Source organism: Streptomyces albicerus (assembly GCF_008905045.1).
Taxonomy (GTDB): Bacteria; Actinomycetota; Actinomycetes; order Streptomycetales; family Streptomycetaceae; genus Streptomyces; species Streptomyces albicerus.
Genome location: NZ_VWMY01000007.1, coordinates 120,366 through 138,983 on the forward strand (window position 1 = coordinate 120,366; position 18,618 = coordinate 138,983).

Genomic DNA, 18,618 nt, shown 5'->3' on the forward strand with positions numbered 1-18,618 from the left:
CAGCCTCGGAGCAACCACCGTGACGCCTGAATCCCACTCCCTGACCGGCACGGACGACCCCATGTCCGGCCCGCCGCCGAGCTGCCCCGCCCACGGTACGGGTCCCGGCGGACTGCGCCGCCTGTACGGACCCGAGGCGCAGGACCTGGCGGCCCTGTACGAGAAGCTCCGCGCCGAGCACGGGGCCGTCGCGCCCGTGCTGCTCCACAACGACGTGCCCTTCTGGATGGTGCTCGGGCACGGCGAGAACCTCCACATGGTCAGCAGCCCCTCGATCTACACCCGCGACAGCCGCATCTGGACCGCCGTCCTGGACGGCACGGCGGGGCCCGACCACCCGCTCATGCCCCACATCGCCTGGCAGCCCATCTGCTCCATGGCCGAGGGTGACGAGCACCAGCGGCTGCGCGGCGCGGTCATGGGCGCCATGTCGACCATCAACTCCCGTGACCTCCGCCGCCACATCAACCACTGGACCCAGGAGCTGGTCAACCAGTTCTGCGAGCGGGGCACCGCCGACCTGGTCTCCCAGTACGCCGAGCATCTGCCGATGGCCGTGCTGTGCGAGATCCTCGGCATGCCCGAGGAGTACGACGACCGTCTGGTCCAGTCGGCCCGCGACCTGCTCAAGGGCACCGAGACCGCGATCGCCAGCAACGAGTACGTCATGAGCGTCCTGATGCGGCTCACCGCCCGCCGCCGTGCCGAGCCCGCCCAGGACTTCACCAGCCACCTCATCAACCACCCGGCCGGACTCACCGACGAAGAGGTCGGCCAGCATCTTCGTCTTGTCCTGCTCGCCGCGTACGAGGCCACGGCGAACCTCCTCGCGAACGTGCTGCGGGTGGTCTTCACCAACCCGGGTTTCCGCGCCCAGCTCAACGGCGGCCAGATGACGGTGCCCCAGGCGGTCGAGCAGTCCCTGTGGGACGAGCCCCCGTTCAGTACCGTGCTCGGCTACTTCGCCAAGCAGGACACGGAGTTGGGCGGTCAGCGGATCCGCAAGGGCGACGGGCTGTTCCTCGGGATCGCGCCGGGCAACGTCGACCCGCACGTCCGCCCGGACCTCAAGGCGAACATGAAGGGCAACCGTTCACATCTCGCCTTCGGCGGCGGCCCGCACGAGTGTCCCGGCCAGGACATCGGCCGTGTCATCGCCGACACCGGCGTCGACGCGCTCCTCAAGCGGCTGCCGGACGTCCAACTCGCCGTCGAGGAGCACGAGTTGAGGTGGACCGCGTCGATCTCCTCGCGGCATCTGGTGGAACTGCCGGTGGTGTTCGAGCCGGCGTCGCCGCAGGACGTCATGGAGCGGCCCGGAGTGAGCGAGGTGCCACGGCCGCGTCCGGACTGGGACATGTCCGCGCCCGCCCCGCGGCCCTCTCCGGCGCCGCGGCCCACGGTCGACGAGCCGGTGGCCCCGACTCCCGCCCCCGCCGCCGAACCGGGACGCCGGCTCGGTGCCTGGCAGCGCTTCGTGCGCTGGTGGCGCGGCTACTGAGGCGGCTGACCGCCGGCCCAGTCGTCGTACGCGGACCACGCCCGGAGTGTCCGTCCGCTGCGATACGCATGCCTCAGCCCCGTGACCGGATCGGTGAACTCCAGCACCCGCGCCAGCAGTTGGAGCGGGCGCCGGAAGTCACCGGCCGGCACGGGGCCGGTCACCACCGGATACAGCGGGTCCCCGAGGATCGGCACACCCAACGCGTTCATGTGCACCCGCAGCTGGTGGGTCTGGCCGGTACTGGGCAGCAGCCGGTAGCGCGCCAAGCCGTCCCGGCGCGCGACGAGTTCGATCCGGCTCACGGCGTTCGGCTCGCCGGACACCTCCCGGGCGGCCATCTCCCCCCGCTCCTTCTCGATCCGGCTGCGGACCGTGCGCGGCAGTTCCAGCGTCTCCCGGTACGGGGCCACCGCCTCGTACTCCTTGCGTACGAGGCGGTCGCGGAACAGCGACTGGTACGCACCCCGCTCCTCGGGCCGCACCGTGAACAGCACGAGCCCGGCGGTGAGCCGGTCGAGCCGGTGCGCGGCCCCGAGCGTCGGAACCCCCAGCTCCCGCCGCAGCCGCGCGAGCGCCGTCTGCGCGACATGGCTGCCGCGCGGCGTCGTGGCGAGGAAGTGCGGCTTGTCGACGACGACGATGTGCTCGTCCTGGTACACGACCTCCAGCGGGAACGGCACCGGCACCTCGTCGGGCAGCTCCCGGTGGAACCACACGAACATCCCCGGCACGTACGCCGCGTCGGGCGCGACCGCCCGCCCGTCCGCCCCGACCACCAGCCCTGCATGGAGCATCCCGTCGATCACCCCGGCCCCCGCCGCGAGCCGCTCCACCAGATGCTCCCGCACGGTCCCCCAGGCCCCCTCGGCCGGCAACCGCACCCGCACCGGATCCACCCCGTCACGCTGCGGCAGGGGAGAGGGCGGAATCCGGGATCTACGTCTCACCTGGTCAAGCGTACGCAGGCGCCTCCGCGACCGTCGCCCGAGCCTTGTACACCCGGTACGCGCCACCCAGGAGGAGGGTGACGCCCAGGAACAGCACGGTGAACCACTGGAAGTACCAGTGCCCGCCCGCCGGGTCGTACACCGCTGCCCGGGGCCAGGCCAGGTTGACCGTCATGAACAGGCCGTAGAGCAGGGCGAGTGCGTTGACGGGGACGCCCCAGCGGCCCAAGGAGAACAGGGGGCGGCCCTCCTCGTCGACGCCGTCCGTCCTGGGGAACCCGCCGCGCAGTCGTTTCACCAGCAGAGGCCCGGTGACCATCGCGTACGCGAGGTACAGCATCACGATGCAGGTGGTGCCGATGGCCAGGAAGGCCTCCGGCGAGGCGAAGTTGAGGAGCAGCAGGGCCGCGGCGAGGACGCCGACGACCAGGGCAGGGGCGCTCGGCATGCCCGTGCGTGGGTTGACCTTCGCGAGGCGTCCGGAGAAGGGCAGTTGGCCGTCGCGGGCCATGGAGAACAGCATCCGGCAGGCGGAGGTCTGGATCGCGAGGGTCGCCACCGCGATGGCGATCACCACGTCCGCCAGCAGCGCCCGGCCCACGCCGTCGCCCAGGCTGCTGGTCAGGACGTAACTCAGCCCCTCGACCCCGAGCCGGCCGTCGGTGAGGCTGGGTGCGGCGAGCAGGCCGCCGAGGATGATCAGGCCGCCGAGCAGACCCGCCGCGCCGAGCGCGGTGAGGATCGTGCGGGGAGCGGTGCGCCGCGGGTTGCGGGTCTCCTCGCTCATCTCGCCCGCGCTGTCGAAGCCGATCATCACGTACGCCGCCGTGAACGACCCCACCAGAAGCGCCCCGACCAGGCCCGACTGGGCGGCCGTGCCGGTGTGGAAGGTGATACCGGGAGAGCGCTCGGAGTGCGTGAACAGGAGCACGATGATCAGGGCGGCGCCGATGATCTCGGCGGTCACGCCGATGCGGTTGACCAGGGACATCACACGGTTGTCGATGACGTTCACGAAGGTCGTCAGGGCCAGCAGGATGATGCCGAGGACCGCCGCGTTCGCCGCGCCGCTCGCCGATGCCAGTGACGGGTCGTCGCCGATCAGCTGGAAGCCGGACCAGATCGCGGGCATGACCACCTGCAGCGCGAGCGCCGCGGCGGCGACCACCACGATCTGCCCGATCACCATGATCCAGCCGGCGAACCAGCCGAAGGTGAGGTTGGAGAGCCGGGACGACCACTGGTAGATGGCACCGGAGATCGGATAGCGGGCGGCCAGCTCGGCGAAGCACGCGGCGACCAGCAACTGGCCGATCAGCACGGCGGGCCAGGCCCAGAAGAAGACGGGTCCGCCGAACGCGTACCCGAAGGCGAAGAACTGGAAGACGGTCGTCAGGACGGAGATGAAGGAGAAACCGGCGGCGAACGAGGCGTACCGGCCGAGGCTGCGGTGCAGCTCCTGGCGGTAGCCGAACTCCGCGAGGGAGCGGTCGTCGGACGACTCGCCGGACGGCTCCGGCGGGTCGGGGCGTACGTCGGAGGGGGTGGTAGTGGTCACGGCGGCACCTGCCTTCGGCGCAGGGAGCGGGGTCCTGGAGGCGACAGGCGTAATTCCTGTCGGGTGACAGAAATTAGGGAGGGCCTGTTTCGCCCGCGTGACGCGGTCATGTCGACGCCGGGCCTAAGTCCTCACGCCCTTGCGCCGGCAACGGAATCGCGATACATCGTGTGTATTGACGCTCGCTGCTGAGACGCGATATGTTCGGCTACGGATATTCGTAGGCGAGGGTATGGCGAGGTGATCCCGATGGCGACGAAGCGCCGCAAGCTCAGCAATCCGCTGGCGCTGGCCGTCATGGTGCTGCTCACCGAGCGGCCGATGCATCCGTATGAGATCGCCCAGACCCTGCGCAGCCGTGGCAAGGACACCAGTCTGAAGATCAATTACGGCTCGCTCTACACGGTCGTGCAGAACCTGGAGAAGTACGGGTTCGTCGAGGTCGCCGAGGTGCAGCGGCAGGGCAACCGCCCCGAGCGCACGCTCTACGGCATCACGGACGCCGGACGCGAAGAGGCCACGGAGTGGCTGTCGGACCTGCTCGCCGTCCCGGCGCGGGAGTTCCCGATCTTCGAGGCCGCGCTGTCCCTGATGGGGGTGATCCACCCCGACGAGGTGGCACGCCTGCTGAAGGAGCGGCTCAAGACACTGGACGTGCAGGTCGCGAGCGCGCGCGGCGGTCTCGCGAAGCTGTACGAGACGCTGCCGCGGATCTTCCTCGTCGAGAGCGAGTACCAACTGCACATGGTCGAGGCGCAGGCCGAGTGGGTCCGCGGATTTCTGCGGGAGCTCGAGTCCGGCACGCTCGACGGGGTCAAGGAGTGGCGGAAATTCCACGAGACCGGGGAAGTGCCGCCGGAGTTCGAGGAGTTGGAGGCCCGTCACTTCGAGGAGTGACCCAGAAGCGAACCCAGAGGCGAACCCAGATGTGAACAGACCCCGGCAGAGCTGTTGCAGCAGCCCCGCCAGGGTCTCGAACCCCGAGCCGACTCCGCGGTGAGGCAGGCCAGGCGATCGAGGTGCGGCACACCCAGGATAGCCCGGTGCTCTTCACGCGGATCAGCCGTCATCCGCTCACCCAGGAGAGCAGTCGTCATGAGCACCCGTGCGCCCGCAGTGCAGGCGCGTCAGCTGACCAAGACCTATCCCGGCGAGGTCACCGCCCTCAGCGGCATGGACCTCACCGTCGAGCCGGGCACCGTCTTCGGGCTCCTCGGCCCGAACGGCGCCGGCAAGTCCACCACCGTCAAGATCCTCACCACCCTCGCCCGCCCCGACTCGGGCACGGCCACGGTCGCGGGCCACGACGTCCTGCGCCACCCGGACCGGGTGCGCCGCACCATCGGCGTGGTCGCCCAGAAGTCCGGCGCCGACCCGGTGGCCACCGGCCGCGAGAACCTCCAACTCCAGGGCAGGCTCTACGGGTTGCGGGGCGATGCCCTCCGCCACCGGGTGGACGAACTGCTGGCCCGCTTCCAGCTCACGGACGCCGCGGGCCGCCAGGTCAAGGGCTACTCCGGCGGCATGCAGCGCCGTCTCGACGTGGCGCTCGGCCTGGTCCACCGGCCCGAGGTCCTCTTCCTCGACGAGCCGACCACCGGTCTCGACCCCGAGGCGCGCACCGCGATGTGGGACGAGATCGCCCGCCTCGCCGGCGACGAGGGTCTGACCATCCTGCTCACCACGCACTACCTCGAAGAAGCCGATCGCCTCGCGGGCCACATCGCCATCGTCGACCGCGGCCGCGTCGTCGTCGAAGGCACCCCGAACGCCCTCAAGGGCGAACTCCGCGGCGACGCCGTCCACGTGGAGCTGCGCCGACCCGTCGGCGAAGCCGGTCGTACGCTCCTCACGGGCGCCCTCACCGCACTGCCCGGCGTGCACGAGGCGCTCTTCGACGGCCGCCGTATCAGCGTCCGCGCCGAGGACGGGGCCGCCGCCGTGCCCGCCCTGCTCGGCGCCCTGGAACGCGCCGGGGTCGACGTCACCGCCGCCACCGTCGCCCGCCCGTCACTCGACGACGTCTATCTGCGGTACGCGGGCCGCCGTTACGCCGAAGCCGAGGCCGCAGCCGCGGTCGAGGCCGAGCGGACCGAAGACCTTTCCGTCGCGGGAGGTACCCGATGAGCACCAACGCCCTCGCCCAGACCTGGTACATGACGCAGCGTCAACTCACAGCGGTACTGCGCCAGCCCGCGTACGTCGTCATGATGCTGATCCAGCCGGCGATCTGGCTGTTCCTCTTCGGCAACCTCTTCAAGGAGGTCGTCGAGCTCGGCGGCTTCGGCACGAGCAGTTATCTGGACTACCTCGTGCCCGGCATCGTCGTGATGAGCGCCCTCAGCTCCAACATGTGGGCGGGCATGGGCACGTTGGAGGAGATCGAACGCGGCACGCTCAACCGGTTCCTGACCACTCCGGTCAGCCGCGGCGCCCTGATGAACGCCAACGTGGTGCAGCAGGCGCTCACCACGGCCGTGCAGTCCGCGCTGATCATCCTGCTCGGAAAGCTCGGCGGCGCGGACTATCCGGGCGGGGCCGCGGGCCTGTTGGTACTCGTCGTCGCGGCCTCACTGCTCGGCACGGTCTTCGGGGCGTTCTCGAACGCCCTGGGCATGCTGGTGCGCCAGCGGGAGTCGATCATCGGCATCAACACCTTCCTGCTGCTACCGCTGACCTTTCTCTCCTCGGCCTTCATGGCCCCATCCCAAATGCCCGGCTGGATGCGCCACGTCGCCGACTACAACCCACTCAACTGGGCGATGGTGGCGGCCCGTTCAGCAATGACGGAGAACCCGGACTGGGGCGACGTACTGACCCGTGGCGGCGCACTCCTCGCCCTGGCCGTGGTGGCGGTATGGCTGTCGATCCGCACGTTCAGGTCGTACCAACGCTCGGTCTAGCGGCCGTTGATTCCGTACGGGCCCTTGTTGGCGAGGGCCCGTAAGCCGCGCCCCTTAAGGGGCGCGGGGAACTGCGCGACCAGCCCAAGGCGACCCGCAGACTACGCACCGGCCTCCTGCGGAGCGTCCTGCTCGGCCTCAATCTGCGCGTTCCAGTCCCGCTTCGCGGCCTGCCACCCATCCTCATCGTGCCCGAGCCGCCAGTACCCGGAGATGGACAGATCCTCGCGCGCAACCTCGTGCTCAACACGGAGCAGCCGACGAAGCTCCTTCACGAACCCGGCCTCACCGTGCACGAAAGCGTGCACCCGACCTTCAGGGAACGGCAGCGCCCGAACCGCCTCGACCAACGCCGCACCGATCGGCCGGTCACCACGGTGCAGCCAGACGACATCCACATCGGAGTCGATCTTCTGCTCCTCCTCCGGCCCCGCGACCTCCACGAAGGCATGCACCCGCGCACCGTCCGGCATCCGCTCCAGCGACGCGGCGATCGCGGGCAGCGCGCTCTCGTCACCTGCCAGCAGATGCCAGTCCGCCTCGGCATTGGGGGCGTACGCTCCACCGGGACCGAGGAACCGTACGACCTCGCCCGCCTGGACGCGCATGGCCCACGGCCCGGCGAGCCCCTCGTCGCCGTGGATCACGAAGTCGAGCGTCAGCTCGTGCAGTTCGGAGTCCCAGGCGCGCACCGTGTACGTACGCGTGACGGGCCACTGCTCGCGCGGGAACTCCTCGCGGATGCGGGTCATGTCGAAGGGCTCCGGATAGGTCACACCCTCGGCGCCGAACAGCAACTTGACGTAATGGTCGGTGCTGGAGCCCGCGGTGAATTCGGCGAGGCCGTCGCCGCCGAGCACCACACGCTGCATGTGCGGCGTGAGCCGCTCCGTGCGGACAACCCTGGCGGTGTGGGGCTTCGGAGCCCTGCGTGCCGGACGCTCTGCCATGACAGCCTCCCGAATTTCGCTTAGGCTTACCTAAGTTAGCACCTCTCCCCCCACTGGCGCCTCTGCCTTGGGAATCGGATTACCGTCTTGCGGGAATCCGATTACCGCCTCATAGGTGCTGAGCCCTCTTGTGCTGAGCCCTCATGTGCGGAGCGTCGACAGCAGCCGCGTCAGCGAACCGCCCAGACCCCAGCGCGCCGCGAGCTCGTCCAGAGCCACCGGATCGCGCGGCGCGTGGGGCAGCGCGGTGGTCACGTCAGGCAAGGGTACGTCTCCGGCCACCCGGACGACCGTGGGCGCGACGGCGACATACGGCCGCGACTCGTCGAGACGCTTGCGCTGCGACGGTGTGAGTTTGGCCTTCGGGTCGTCGACCGCCGCCATGATCCCGGCCACGTCGCCGAACTCGGCCAGCAGCTTGGCGGCCGTCTTCTCGCCGATGCCCGGCACGCCCGGCAGCCCGTCGCTCGGGTCGCCGCGCAGCGTTGCCAGATCCGCGTACCCCGCCCCGTCGACCCCGTACTTCTCACGCAGCCACGCCTCGTCCGTGACCTGCAGCGTGCCCACGCCCTTGAGTGGATAGAGCACCCGCACCTGCCGCTTGTCGTCGACCAGTTGGTACAGGTCGCGGTCGCCGGTGACGATGTCGACCGGGCCCGTGGCGCGGCCGGCGAACGTGCCGATCACGTCGTCCGCCTCGTACCCCTCGACGCCCACACGTGCGATGCCCAGTGCGTCCAGGACCTCCTCTATGACCGGCACCTGGGGCGACAGTGTGTCGGGCACCTCCTCCTCGTCCGGGCCGACCTCGGTCTCCACGGCGACGCGATGTGCTTTGTAGGAGGGGATCAGGTCGACCCGCCACTGCGGCCGCCAGTCCGCGTCCATGCACGCCACCAGGTCGTCCGGACGGTGGTCCCGGACCAGCCGGTCGATGAATTCGAGCAGGCCCCGCACGGCGTTCACCGGTGTGCCGTCCGGAGCCCTCACAGAGTCCGGGACCCCGAAATAGGCCCGGAAGTACAGGGAAGCGGTGTCCAGGAGCATGAGTCGTCGAGTCTGCTGCGTCACGCCTCGCATCATGCCGTACGCCACCGACAGTCACGGTTCGGCGCGGACAGTGGGCGAGAGTGGCCGCCACTACCGGCCGGACGTAAACGCCTTGTGAACTGGCACACGGTCGCGTTTGCGCCATCCAGGCGGGGGCAGGCGCCGATGCGGAGTGAACCCGGTCGCATTTTCAACCACACCTGACAAACGCGCACCGGACGAGCGGGCGGAACCCGCGTCGCTCCACGGCCCGCCGACGGGGGAGTGGCGGGCCGTCTTCGTTCGACCCGAGAGGTACTTGTGTCATCCAGGCTGCAGGCGGAACAGCTCTACAAAGTGTTCGGCAGACGACCCGGCGAGGCAGTCGAGCAACTGCGCCGGGGGGCCGACCGTGAGGAACTGCGCGCCGACGGCACCACAGCCGCGGTGATCGACGCGTCCTTCACGGTGGAACCCGGCGAGATCTTCGTCGTCATGGGCCTGTCGGGGTCCGGCAAGTCCACGCTGCTGCGCATGCTCAACGGACTCCTGGAGCCGACCGCGGGACACGTGGTCTTCGACGGGCAGGACCTGACCGCGCTGAACGACCGGGAGATGCGCGAAGTCCGCTCCAAGAAGATCAGTATGGTCTTCCAGCACTTCGCCCTCTTCCCGCACCGCAGCGTCCTGGAGAACGCCGCGTACGGCCTGGAGGTGCAGGGTGTGCCGCGCGCCGAGCGCGAGGAGCGCGCCACCAAGGCCCTGGTGCTGGCCGGGCTCGCCGGCTGGGAGAAGTCCTGGCCCGACGAGCTGTCCGGCGGTATGCAGCAGCGCGTGGGCCTCGCCCGTGCGCTCGCCACCGACGCCGACCTGCTCCTGATGGACGAGTCCTTCAGCGCGCTCGACCCGCTGATCCGCCGCGACATGCAGGACCAGCTGATCGAGCTCCAGAAGAAGCTGAAGAAGACCATCGTCTTCATCACCCACGACCTCAACGAGGCCATGCGCCTGGGCGACCGCATCGCCGTCATGCGGGACGGCCGCATCGTCCAGATCGGCACCGCCGAGGACATCCTCGTCCGCCCCGCAAACGATTACGTCGCCTCCTTCACGCAGGACGTCGACCGCACCCGGGTCCTCACCGCGGCCTCCGTCATGGACACGGAGCTGCGCGGCGACGAGGCGGACTGCGCCTGCGAGACCGCACGGCCCGACTCGTCGTTCGGGGAGCTGTGCGCCATCAGCGCGCGGCTGACGCACTCCGTCGCCGTCGTCGACAAGAAGGGCAAGCTGGTCGGTGTCGTGCCCCGCCAGCGGCTCGTCGGCTTCCTCGGCGACGAACAGGGCGAACCCGTGCCGTGCGACACACCGCGCGACAAGGCTGTCGAGGCGGTGAAGGCCGGTGCCTAGGATCCCCTTCGGCGACTGGGTCAACGACACGGTCGACTGGCTGCTCAACCACATGGCGTGGCTCTTCGACTTCTTCAAGACCGTCTTCGAGGGTGCCTACGAGGGCATCAACGAGGTCCTCCAGGCGCCCGAACCGCTCCTCCTCGCGGGCATCTTCGCGGTCATCGCGTTCTGGCTGCGCGGCACGTCCGCCGGTGTCCTCACCTTCGTGGGATTCGCCTTCATCGACTCCCTCGAACTGTGGGAGAACGCGATGGTGACCCTGTCGCTCGTCCTCGTGGCGACGATCATCGCGCTCGTCATCTCCGTGCCCGTGGGCATCTGGGCGGCGCGCTCGGACCGGGTCAGCAGCATCGTCCGCCCCGTGCTCGACTTCATGCAGACGCTGCCCGCGATGATCTACCTCATCCCGGCGATCCTGTTCTTCGGCACCGGCGCCCCCGCCGGAATCGTCGCCACTCTGATCTTCGCCCTCGCCCCCGGCGTCCGGATGACCGAGCTGGGCATCCGCCAGGTCGACAAGGAGCTGGTCGAGGCCGCCGACGCGTTCGGCACCACGCCCGGCAACACCCTGCTGCGCGTGCAGCTGCCGCTGGCGCTACCCACGGTCATGGCCGGCGTCAACCAGGTCATCATGCTGGGCCTGTCCATGGCCGCCATCGCGGGCATGGTCGGCGCCGGCGGTCTCGGCGGCGACGTGAACCAGGCCCTCGGCCAGCTGAACGTCGGCCTGGGCGCCGAGGCCGGAGTCGCCATCGTCATCCTGGCGATCTACCTGGACCGCATGACCAGTTCCCTGGGCACCCAGGTCTCGCCGCTCGGCCGCCGTGCCGTCGCCAAGCTGCGTGCCGCGCAGGGCCTGAACATCTGGACCTACCGCCCCCGGCCCGCCGTGGCCGTGATCGGCGTCGTCGTGCTGGCGCTGGTCGCCGGCGGCATGGGCGTCTTCGGCGGTACGAAGTCCGAGCCCACCGCGGCCGACTCGACGAACGTCGGCCAGAGCAAGAAGATCAGCATCGGTTACATCCCCTGGGACGAGGGCGTCGCCTCCACCTTCCTCTGGAAGGAGATCCTGGAGCAGCGCGGCTTCGAGGTCGAGGCGAAGCAGCTGGAGGCCGGCCCGATCTACACCTCGCTCGCCCAGGGCGACATCGACTTCCAGACGGACGCCTGGCTGCCGACCACCCACGAGCAGTACTGGAAGAAGTACGGCAAGCAGCTCGACGACCTGGGTGCCTGGTACGGCGAGACGTCCCTGGAGCTCACCGTGCCCTCCTACATGAAGGGCATCGACTCCCTGGAGGACCTCAAGGGGCAGGCCGCGAAGTTCGGCGGCAAGATCACCGGCATCGAGTCCAGCGCCGGAATGATGGGCATGCTCAAGAGCAAGGTCCTCAAGGAGTACGGGCTCGACAAGGAGTACAAGGTCGTCGACAGCTCCACGCCCGCCATGCTGGCCGAGCTGAAGCGTGCGTACGCCAAGAAGGAGCCCATCGTCGTCACGCTGTGGTCGCCGCACTGGGCGTACAGCGACTACGACCTCAAGAAGCTCAAGGACCCGAAGGGTGCCTGGGGCAAGGGCGACGGCGTGCACACGCTCTCCCGCAAGGGCTTCGCCCAGGAGAACCCGGTCGTCGGCGAGTGGCTCAAGAACTTCAAGATGACCGAGAAGCAGCTCACCAGCCTCGAGGCGGAGATCAACAAGGCCGGCAAGGGCAAGCAGCCCGACGCCGTGCGCGCCTGGCTGAAGGAGAACCCCGGCGTCGTCGACAAGCTCGCCCCGGTCAAGAACTCCACGGGCGGCACCCCGGCCGAGGCCAAGCGCCCGGTGGACGTCGCCTTCTTCCCCTGGGACGAGAACGTCGCCGTCACCTACCTGTGGAAGAACGTCCTGGCCCGGCGCGGCTACACGCTGAACCTCAAGCAGATGGACGTCGGCCCGGTCTACACGGGCCTGGGCACCGGCGACCTCGACGTCAACTTCGACGCCTGGCTGCCGTACGCCCAGCAGAACTACTGGGACAAGAACAAGAAGAACCTCAGAGACCTGGGCACCTGGTACGAGCCCACCTCACTCGAGGTCGCCGTGCCCTCGTACGTGAAGGACGTCAAGTCCCTCGCGGACCTCAAGGGCAAGGCCGACACCTTCGACGGCAGGATCATCGGAATCGAGCCGGGCACCGGCGAGATGAACCTGCTCAAGAAGGATGTCCTGCCGGGCTACGGCCTCGACAAGGAGTACAAGGTCGTCGACGGCTCGACGCCCGCGATGCTGGCCGAGCTGAAGCGCGCGTACGCCAAGAAGGAGCCGATCGCCGTCACGCTGTGGTCGCCGCACTGGGCGTACAGCGAGTACGAGCTCACCAAGCTGACGGACGAGAAGAAGCTGTTCGGCGAGGGGAACACGATCCGCACCATCACCAACAAGGCGTTTCCGGACCGGTACCCGCAGCTCACGAAGTGGATCAAGAGCTTCAAGATGAGCGAGGACGAACTCGGCACCCTGGAGAGCGAGATCAAGGATCGCGGCCAGGGGCATGAGGAGGAAGCCGTCGCCGCCTGGCTGAAGGAGCACCCGGACATGGTGGAACGGATGACTCCGCAGTAAACGCGCCTCCAGTGGTGGCCCATTTCGAAAATGGGCCACCACGCGCGCGTGCCGGTGGATATGTGGACGCGCGGGGTGGGCAGCGCCGTGTGGCGAAGCCCACTCCTCGCGGCGTACCCCCGGGTATCCGGTCGTTCGTACGCTCGACTCTTCCGCCCCGTCGTCGCCCGTTCCTGTGAGACCCCAGTCCGTGATCGCGCACCCGAAGTCCCTCGCCGCCGTCCTGGTGACGCTCGTGACTGCCGCGGTGCCGCTGTTCGGACTGCCGCACGCGCACGTGCGGCCCGCCTCCGCCGCCACCGCCCGCTTCGCCGACCTGGCCGGGGACGTGCGCGAGGCCGACGGCCACCGGTACGCGGCGACGGACGACACGGGCCGCACCATGGACGCCGCCGAGATCGCGCAGGCGCCCGACGGCACATATCTCGCCGTCTACCACACCACCCTCGCCGACGGCCGCTTCCACGCGGCCCTCGCCACCTCCACGGACCTGCGCACCTGGACCCGCCGCCACGACTTCGGCGCCGGCAGCAGCCAGCCCTCGCTCGCCGCCGACGACGACGACAAGGGCGGCTACGTCGTCGCCTATGAAAAGGATCCGGACAACCACATCGCCGTACGCGGCTACCCGGACCTGGCCGCGCTGCTCGCCGGCCGCGCCGACCGCACGTACGACGCACCCCGCACCCTCTCCTCCTGCGCCGAGGGCACCCCGGACATCACCTCCGCGCGCGGCGACACGATCGAGCTCACCGGCCACTACCGGGCGGAGTGCGACACCGACCGTCAACTCCGCGCCAGGCTCACGGACTTCACGACCTGGCACACCGAGCCCGACAAGCGCCTCGACCGGGCCCTTCAGGCCTGGGGAACCGGCGGCAACATAGGCGACCGCTCCCTCCTGGAGCTCGGCGGCAAGCGGCTGGTGCTCATCGAGGGACAGCGGTGGCGGAACGAATTCGGAAGCTGGCGTACCTATGCATACGACCCGGGAACCGGCCGCGCCGACCGCGTGACGCTGCGTACCCACGGCGGCAGCCGGGCCTTCGCCAACCCCTCGGCCACGCTGATCACCGATCCCCACGGGCGTCCGGCGCTCCTCGTCAGCCTGTTCGTCCCGCGCGAGGAGTCCGCGCCCGGCGAGTCGGGCCAGTTGATCTACTGGCGCGAACTGTGACGCTCGGAAGCGCACACGGTGCGGCAATGTTTACAGCGATGTGACGGGCGCATGAAACGGTTTGCCGAACACCCGTAGGGTGCAGACAACACATCAGGAACCCGCGAGACATTGGCGCGTACGCACAAAAACCGCGCCGCCACCGCACCTCACGCACCGACGACGCACAGGGGGGAGCCGAAGCGATGGACGAAAACAAAGAAACCCTTCGGGTGGGCGCGGCCGTCCGGCGGCGGCGCCGGGCACTGGAGCTCACCCTCGCCGTCGTCGCCGAGCGCAGCGGTCTGTCGGTGCCGTTCCTGAGCCAGGTCGAGAACGAGCGCGCCCGGCCCAGCATGCGCTCCCTCCAGCGGGTCGCCGACGCCCTCGGCACGACCTGCGTCGAACTCCTCGCCGCCGCCGACCCGGCGCGCAGCGTCGACGTGGTGCGCGCCGACGACTCCGAGTTCACCCATGAGCCCCGCGTACGCCCGCTGGTGCGCGGTCACCATCAGCTGCACGCCGTGGAGTTCAGCGGCGACCACGATCCGGGCCGTGAATTCCAGCTTCGCAACGACGAGTTGCTGTACGTCGCCGACGGCACCGTCGAGGTCGAGGCGGAGGGCCGCGCGTACCGCCTGGGACGCGGCGACACGCTGTACCTGACCGGCGGCGTACGCCACCGGTGGCGGGCCACCGAGGAGGACACACGCGTGCTGGTCGTCGCGGTCGCGGACCATATCGAGGCCGTGGAGGACGATCCGCGCCGATGATCACCGTGTCGGGGGCCCGGCCATGAAAGTGGTATCGCTGGTCCCGTCCCTCACCGAGGCCGTCGCCGTGTCCGCGCCCGGGATCCTGGCCGGGGCGACCGACTGGTGCAGCCATCCCGCCGACCTCGACGTCGTACGCGTCGGCGGCACCAAGAATCCGAACGTCGAGCGGATCGTCGCGCTCGCGCCCGACCTGGTGATCGCCAACGAAGAAGAGAACCGCGAGCCCGACCTGACCGCCTTGCGGGAAGCGGGACTTGAGGTGCTCGTCACCGAGGTACGGGACGTGCCCCAGGCCTTCGGTGAGCTGGAGCGGGTGACCGGGGCGTGCGGGGTGCGAGGACGGCCGCGATGGCTCGACGAGGCCGAGGAGGCCTGGCTGGACCCGCCCTGTCCGTCGTTTCGCCTGCGCGCGGCCGTCCCCGTCTGGCGGCGGCCCTGGATGGTGCTCGGCCGGGACACCTTCGCCGGGGACGTGCTGGCGCGGATGGGCGTCGACAACGCGTACGCGGCACACGCCGAACGCTATCCCCGTATCCCGATCGACGAACTCCGCGCCGCCGACCTCGACTTGGTGGTGCTGCCCGACGAGCCGTACCGCTTCACGCGCGACGACGGCCCCGAGGCGTTTCCGGGGCTGCCCTGCGCACTCGTCAGCGGGCGCCATCTCACGTGGTACGGGCCGTCGCTGGCGGAAGCCCCGCGGGTGCTCAGCGAGGCGCTGCGAGCAGCCGTCCGCTGAGCAGACCGCGGGCTGTGTGCGCGGCGGCCACGGCCCAGGCCGTGAGGAGCAGGGCGTACAGGGCGACCGCGAGCCCGTCGTAGACCACGAGCCCGGTGTGCCGCGCGAGCCCCTCGGCGCCCGTCACACACGTACCGACCGGGAAGGTGAACGCCCACCAGGTCATCGAGAAGCCCATGCCGCGGCGGCGGGCCCGAAGCACCACGGCACCGGCCAGCACCAGCCAGAGCAGCGCGAAACCCATCACCGGTACGCCGTAGAGCACCGCCAGCATGCCGAAGCCCTGGTCGTACGGGGCGGGCAGCACGCCCGGGGCGGTGACGGCGAATTTGTCGACCGCCGTCGTGGACTGGCCCAGCGGACCCAGGACCAGAAACAGCGTGGGGCTGAGGGCCAGGGGCAGCGGACCGCCGGTGACGAGCCTGGCGAAGATCAGCGGCAGCATCACCAGCGTGGCCAGCAGGCTGAGGCCGAACATCGCGAAGCAGCCGAGGAGGAGGGTCTCGCGGGGCTGACCGGCCGGGAGATGCGGTACCAGCAGCGGGCCGAGGGCCGCGGAGACCATCGGGGCGACCAGGGGAAGCAGCCACACGGGGGTGGCCTGGGACGGGTCTGCACGGTGGCGCACGACCATCAGGTACGGGACGGCCACGGCCGCCGCCAGTCCGATCAGGGTGCCTGTCGTGAACAGCGCGGCGTCCAGCGCGACCGCCGCGGGTGTGCCGATCCAGTCCCGGCCGACGACGAGGGCGCCGCCGCCGACGGCCAGGAGGGCCATGGAGAGACAGCCGTAGAAGGGGGCCATCGCCGGGTCCAGGAGGTGGGCCCTGGCCTGGTCCCGGTGGTGCGTCCAGTGTGCGGCCCGGGCGGCGAGGAGGGTCACGAGCATGGTCAGTGCGAGGGCCCAGACGGCTGCGCAGGTGGTGCGCAGGCCCGGGATGTCCAGCGGGAGGCCGGCTCCCGCTGTGGCCACGATCGCTGTGCCCATCACGGGGGCGTACCAGTTGGGGCCGAGGTGACGGAGGGCCGGCGCCTTTGTGGGGCGAGGGTGGCCCGTATGGCTCGAATGGCCAGTGTGTTCCGTGTGTCCTACGAGTCCTGTGTGTCCGGTGGGGACGGTGAGCGGGTGGGCTGCGGTGACCATGAGCTCACGGTGCCCGCGGGGGCGGGGGCTCGCCAGGGAGTGCCGGTCTATGAGGGCATAAGGTGGCTTTATGAGTCGGGATGACGGGACGGTTGACCAGGGGGTTCGCGCGGCGGCGGTGTCGGGGGGAGGGCTGGCGCACCGGGTGCCGGATCTGGGTGCGCTGGAGTTGCTCCTTGCCGTGGCGCGGCTGGGCAGTCTGGGGCGGGCGGCTCGGGAGCTCGGGATCACGCAGCCGGCGGCCAGCAGCCGGATCCGGTCCATGGAACGGCAGTTGGGGGTCGCTCTGGTGGACAGGTCGCCCAGGGGGTCGCAGCTCACGGACGCCGGGGCGTTGGTCACCGACTGGGCTCGGCGGGTGGTGGAGGCGGCGGAGGTCTTCGACGCGGGGGCGCAGGCGTTGCGGGACCGGCGGGACTCGCGGTTGCGGGTCGCCGCGAGCATGACGATCGCCGAGTATCTGTTGCCGGGGTGGTTGATCGCGCTGCGCGCGCAGCGGCCCGATACGGCGGTTTCGTTGCTCGCGGGGAACTCGACGGTGGTGGCTGAGCGGGTGCTCGGGGGTGAGGCGGATCTTGGGTTCGTGGAGGGGCTGTCCGTGGCGGGCGGGCTCGACTCCGTGGTGATCGCCCGGGACCGGTTGATCGTGGTGACTGCGCCCAGTCATGCCTGGGCGCGGCGGCGACGGGCTCTGGATGCGGGGGAGTTGGCGGGGACGCCGCTGATTCTTCGGGAGGAGGGGTCCGGGACGCGGCAGGTACTGGACTCGGCGCTCGGCGGGCTTGCCCGCCCGTTGATCGAGCTGTCCTCCACGACCGCGGTCAAGGCGTCGGCGGCGTCGGGGGCGGGGCCGGCCGTTCTGAGCGAGCTGGCTCTTGGCGAGGAACTCTCCGCTCGCCGGCTCGTAGAGATCCCCGTGGAGGGCGTTGAGCTGAGCCGTGATCTGCGGGCGGTATGGCCTACGGGGCATCGGCCTACAGGGCCCGCGCGGGACTTGTTGACGTTGACGCGGTCGTAGGGGGTCGCCTCCGGCGGTGGGCCCCTTCAGGGGCGCGGGACTGTGACCTATGCGGCTCCGCCGCGTGGGCGCGACCAGCTCCCACCGACCCGCACACGAACTGGCCTGAGGGGTCTGAGGGCGGAGCCCCCAGTTTCGGGAAGGGGCTGGGTTGGGGAAAGGAAGAATCCAGTTCAGCAAGCCGCCCGGACCAGCCCCGACACAACCCGCAGGTCCTCCCCCATCTCGGGATGCCACTGGACGCCCAACACCCACCCAGGACCAGGGAGTTCGACGGCCTCCACCGTGCCGTCCGTCGCGTGGGCGGAGGCCACGAGCCCCGCGCCGAGACGATCCACGGCCTGATGATGGTACGTCGGCACACTCGCCTCCTCCGGTACAAGACCGGCGTAGAGAGAACCCGGCACCGGCTTCACCGTATGACGCCCGAAGACCCCCACGGCCTCGGTGTGCCCGTCGATGTGCTGAACGAGCGTCCCACCCAGCGCGACGTTCAGAAGCTGCATCCCCCGGCAGATGCCGAGAAGCGGCGTGCCGGAGGCCAACGCGGCATCGATCAGAGCGAGTTCCCAGGTGTCCCGCTGCCGTGCCTCGGGGCCCGTCCGAGGGTCACGTACGACGTCGTACCGCGTCGGATCCACATCCGGGCCGCCCGCGATCGCGAGCCCGTCGAGGCGGGCGACGGCCGCCGCGGCGTACGAGGGATCGTCCGGCGGCAGCATCGCGGCGAGCCCGCCCGCGGCCTGCACCAGCCGCGGGTACCCGGCGGGCAGCAGCGCCGCCTCCAGCTCCCACACGCCCCAGCGCGCGGATTCCAGATACGTACTGACTCCGATCAGCGGCCTGCCGCCCACCATGAACTCCTTCTACTGGATG

At 70.0% G+C, this 18,618-nt stretch carries 16 protein-coding genes; 10 read left to right on the forward strand and 6 right to left on the reverse strand.

From position 1 onward, the window contains the following. Window positions 1-19: 19 nt before the first annotated feature. Entirely contained in the window at window positions 20-1,501 is a 1,482-nt protein-coding gene (locus GAS53_RS07835; protein WP_151476725.1) for a cytochrome P450, read from the forward strand. Here the strand turns inward: GAS53_RS07835 and GAS53_RS07840 are convergent. Continuing rightward, window positions 1,495-2,451: an RluA family pseudouridine synthase gene (locus tag GAS53_RS07840; RefSeq protein ID WP_151476726.1), complete on the reverse strand. Its 957-nt coding sequence runs from the start codon at window positions 2,449-2,451 to the stop codon at window positions 1,495-1,497. The genes GAS53_RS07835 and GAS53_RS07840 overlap by 7 nt on opposite strands. Window positions 2,452-2,455: 4 nt before the next feature. Further along, complete coding sequence (locus GAS53_RS07845; RefSeq protein WP_151476727.1) at window positions 2,456-4,009, reverse strand: amino acid permease; 1,554 nt, start codon at window positions 4,007-4,009, stop codon at window positions 2,456-2,458. Between the two features lie 249 nt (window positions 4,010-4,258). Here GAS53_RS07845 and GAS53_RS07850 point away from each other — a divergent pair, with 249 nt between their 5' ends. From GAS53_RS07850 to GAS53_RS07860, 3 genes are all read left to right on the forward strand, one after another. After that, the gene (locus GAS53_RS07850; protein ID WP_151476728.1) at window positions 4,259-4,906 is read left to right on the forward strand and encodes a PadR family transcriptional regulator; all 648 of its coding nucleotides are present in this window, start codon (window positions 4,259-4,261) and stop codon (window positions 4,904-4,906) included. 198 nt (window positions 4,907-5,104) lie between these two features. After that, complete coding sequence (locus GAS53_RS07855) at window positions 5,105-6,136, forward strand: ATP-binding cassette domain-containing protein (RefSeq protein ID WP_151476729.1); 1,032 nt, start codon at window positions 5,105-5,107, stop codon at window positions 6,134-6,136. Beyond that, window positions 6,133-6,912, forward strand: coding sequence for an ABC transporter permease (locus tag GAS53_RS07860; protein WP_151476730.1), 780 nt, complete (start codon window positions 6,133-6,135; stop codon window positions 6,910-6,912). Before GAS53_RS07855 ends, GAS53_RS07860 begins: the two co-directional genes overlap by 4 nt. 101 nt (window positions 6,913-7,013) lie before the next feature. On the opposite strand, the gene GAS53_RS07865 is transcribed toward GAS53_RS07860, so the two are convergent. Together GAS53_RS07865 and GAS53_RS07870 are read right to left on the reverse strand one after the other, a co-directional pair. After that, window positions 7,014-7,862 (reverse strand): siderophore-interacting protein, encoded by an 849-nt coding sequence (locus GAS53_RS07865; RefSeq protein ID WP_151476731.1) that lies wholly within the window; start codon window positions 7,860-7,862, stop codon window positions 7,014-7,016. A gap of 141 nt (window positions 7,863-8,003) precedes the next feature. Then, window positions 8,004-8,942, reverse strand: coding sequence for a 5'-3' exonuclease (locus GAS53_RS07870; protein ID WP_225858802.1), 939 nt, complete (start codon window positions 8,940-8,942; stop codon window positions 8,004-8,006). Between the two features lie 270 nt (window positions 8,943-9,212). Between GAS53_RS07870 and GAS53_RS07875 the strand changes: the two genes are divergently transcribed. The 5 genes from GAS53_RS07875 to GAS53_RS07895 all read left to right on the forward strand — a co-directional run bounded on the left by GAS53_RS07875 (window position 9,213) and on the right by GAS53_RS07895 (window position 15,580). Continuing rightward, on the forward strand, window positions 9,213-10,301 hold the full coding sequence (locus GAS53_RS07875; RefSeq protein ID WP_151476732.1) for a quaternary amine ABC transporter ATP-binding protein: 1,089 nt from the start codon (window positions 9,213-9,215) through the stop codon (window positions 10,299-10,301). Then, window positions 10,294-12,909: an ABC transporter permease/substrate binding protein gene (locus GAS53_RS07880; protein WP_151476733.1), complete on the forward strand. Its 2,616-nt coding sequence runs from the start codon at window positions 10,294-10,296 to the stop codon at window positions 12,907-12,909. The genes GAS53_RS07875 and GAS53_RS07880 overlap by 8 nt, the downstream gene beginning before the upstream one ends. A 190-nt stretch (window positions 12,910-13,099) precedes the next feature. Continuing rightward, window positions 13,100-14,086 (forward strand): hypothetical protein, encoded by a 987-nt coding sequence (locus GAS53_RS07885; protein WP_225858794.1) that lies wholly within the window; start codon window positions 13,100-13,102, stop codon window positions 14,084-14,086. A 185-nt stretch (window positions 14,087-14,271) separates the two neighbouring features. Beyond that, window positions 14,272-14,838 carry a helix-turn-helix domain-containing protein gene (locus GAS53_RS07890; protein ID WP_151476734.1) on the forward strand — a complete coding sequence of 189 codons (567 nt, stop codon included), beginning with the start codon at window positions 14,272-14,274 and terminating at the stop codon, window positions 14,836-14,838. A 22-nt stretch (window positions 14,839-14,860) separates the two neighbouring features. Further along, complete coding sequence (locus tag GAS53_RS07895) at window positions 14,861-15,580, forward strand: helical backbone metal receptor (protein WP_151476735.1); 720 nt, start codon at window positions 14,861-14,863, stop codon at window positions 15,578-15,580. Here GAS53_RS07895 and GAS53_RS07900 read toward each other — a convergent pair. Beyond that, complete coding sequence (locus GAS53_RS07900) at window positions 15,549-16,724, reverse strand: TDT family transporter (protein ID WP_151476736.1); 1,176 nt, start codon at window positions 16,722-16,724, stop codon at window positions 15,549-15,551. The two genes, GAS53_RS07895 and GAS53_RS07900, sit on opposite strands and share 32 nt — an antisense overlap. A gap of 70 nt (window positions 16,725-16,794) precedes the next feature. On the opposite strand from GAS53_RS07900, the gene GAS53_RS07905 reads away from it, so the two are divergent. After that, window positions 16,795-17,742, forward strand: coding sequence for a LysR family transcriptional regulator (locus tag GAS53_RS07905; RefSeq protein WP_151476737.1), 948 nt, complete (start codon window positions 16,795-16,797; stop codon window positions 17,740-17,742). Between the two features lie 173 nt (window positions 17,743-17,915). Here the strand turns inward: GAS53_RS07905 and GAS53_RS07910 are convergent, their stop codons facing one another. Beyond that, a complete protein-coding gene (locus GAS53_RS07910) occupies window positions 17,916-18,599 on the reverse strand; it encodes a gamma-glutamyl-gamma-aminobutyrate hydrolase family protein (protein WP_192583008.1) in 684 nt (227 codons plus the stop codon). Between the last annotated feature and the right edge of the window lie 19 nt (window positions 18,600-18,618).

Coding starts and splice junctions, on each gene's coding strand:
- GAS53_RS07850 (WP_151476728.1), top strand. CDS start 4,259: ATGGCGACGAAGCGCCGCAAGCTCAGCAATCCGCTGGCGCTGGCCGTC.
- GAS53_RS07855 (WP_151476729.1), top strand. CDS start 5,105: ATGAGCACCCGTGCGCCCGCAGTGCAGGCGCGTCAGCTGACCAAGACC.
- GAS53_RS07860 (WP_151476730.1), top strand. CDS start 6,133: ATGAGCACCAACGCCCTCGCCCAGACCTGGTACATGACGCAGCGTCAA.
- GAS53_RS07865 (WP_151476731.1), bottom strand. CDS start 7,862: ATGGCAGAGCGTCCGGCACGCAGGGCTCCGAAGCCCCACACCGCCAGG.
- GAS53_RS07870 (WP_225858802.1), bottom strand. CDS start 8,942: ATGCGAGGCGTGACGCAGCAGACTCGACGACTCATGCTCCTGGACACC.
- GAS53_RS07890 (WP_151476734.1), top strand. CDS start 14,272: ATGGACGAAAACAAAGAAACCCTTCGGGTGGGCGCGGCCGTCCGGCGG.
- GAS53_RS07895 (WP_151476735.1), top strand. CDS start 14,861: ATGAAAGTGGTATCGCTGGTCCCGTCCCTCACCGAGGCCGTCGCCGTG.
- GAS53_RS07900 (WP_151476736.1), bottom strand. CDS start 16,724: ATGGTCACCGCAGCCCACCCGCTCACCGTCCCCACCGGACACACAGGA.
- GAS53_RS07905 (WP_151476737.1), top strand. CDS start 16,795: ATGAGTCGGGATGACGGGACGGTTGACCAGGGGGTTCGCGCGGCGGCG.
- GAS53_RS07910 (WP_192583008.1), bottom strand. CDS start 18,599: ATGGTGGGCGGCAGGCCGCTGATCGGAGTCAGTACGTATCTGGAATCC.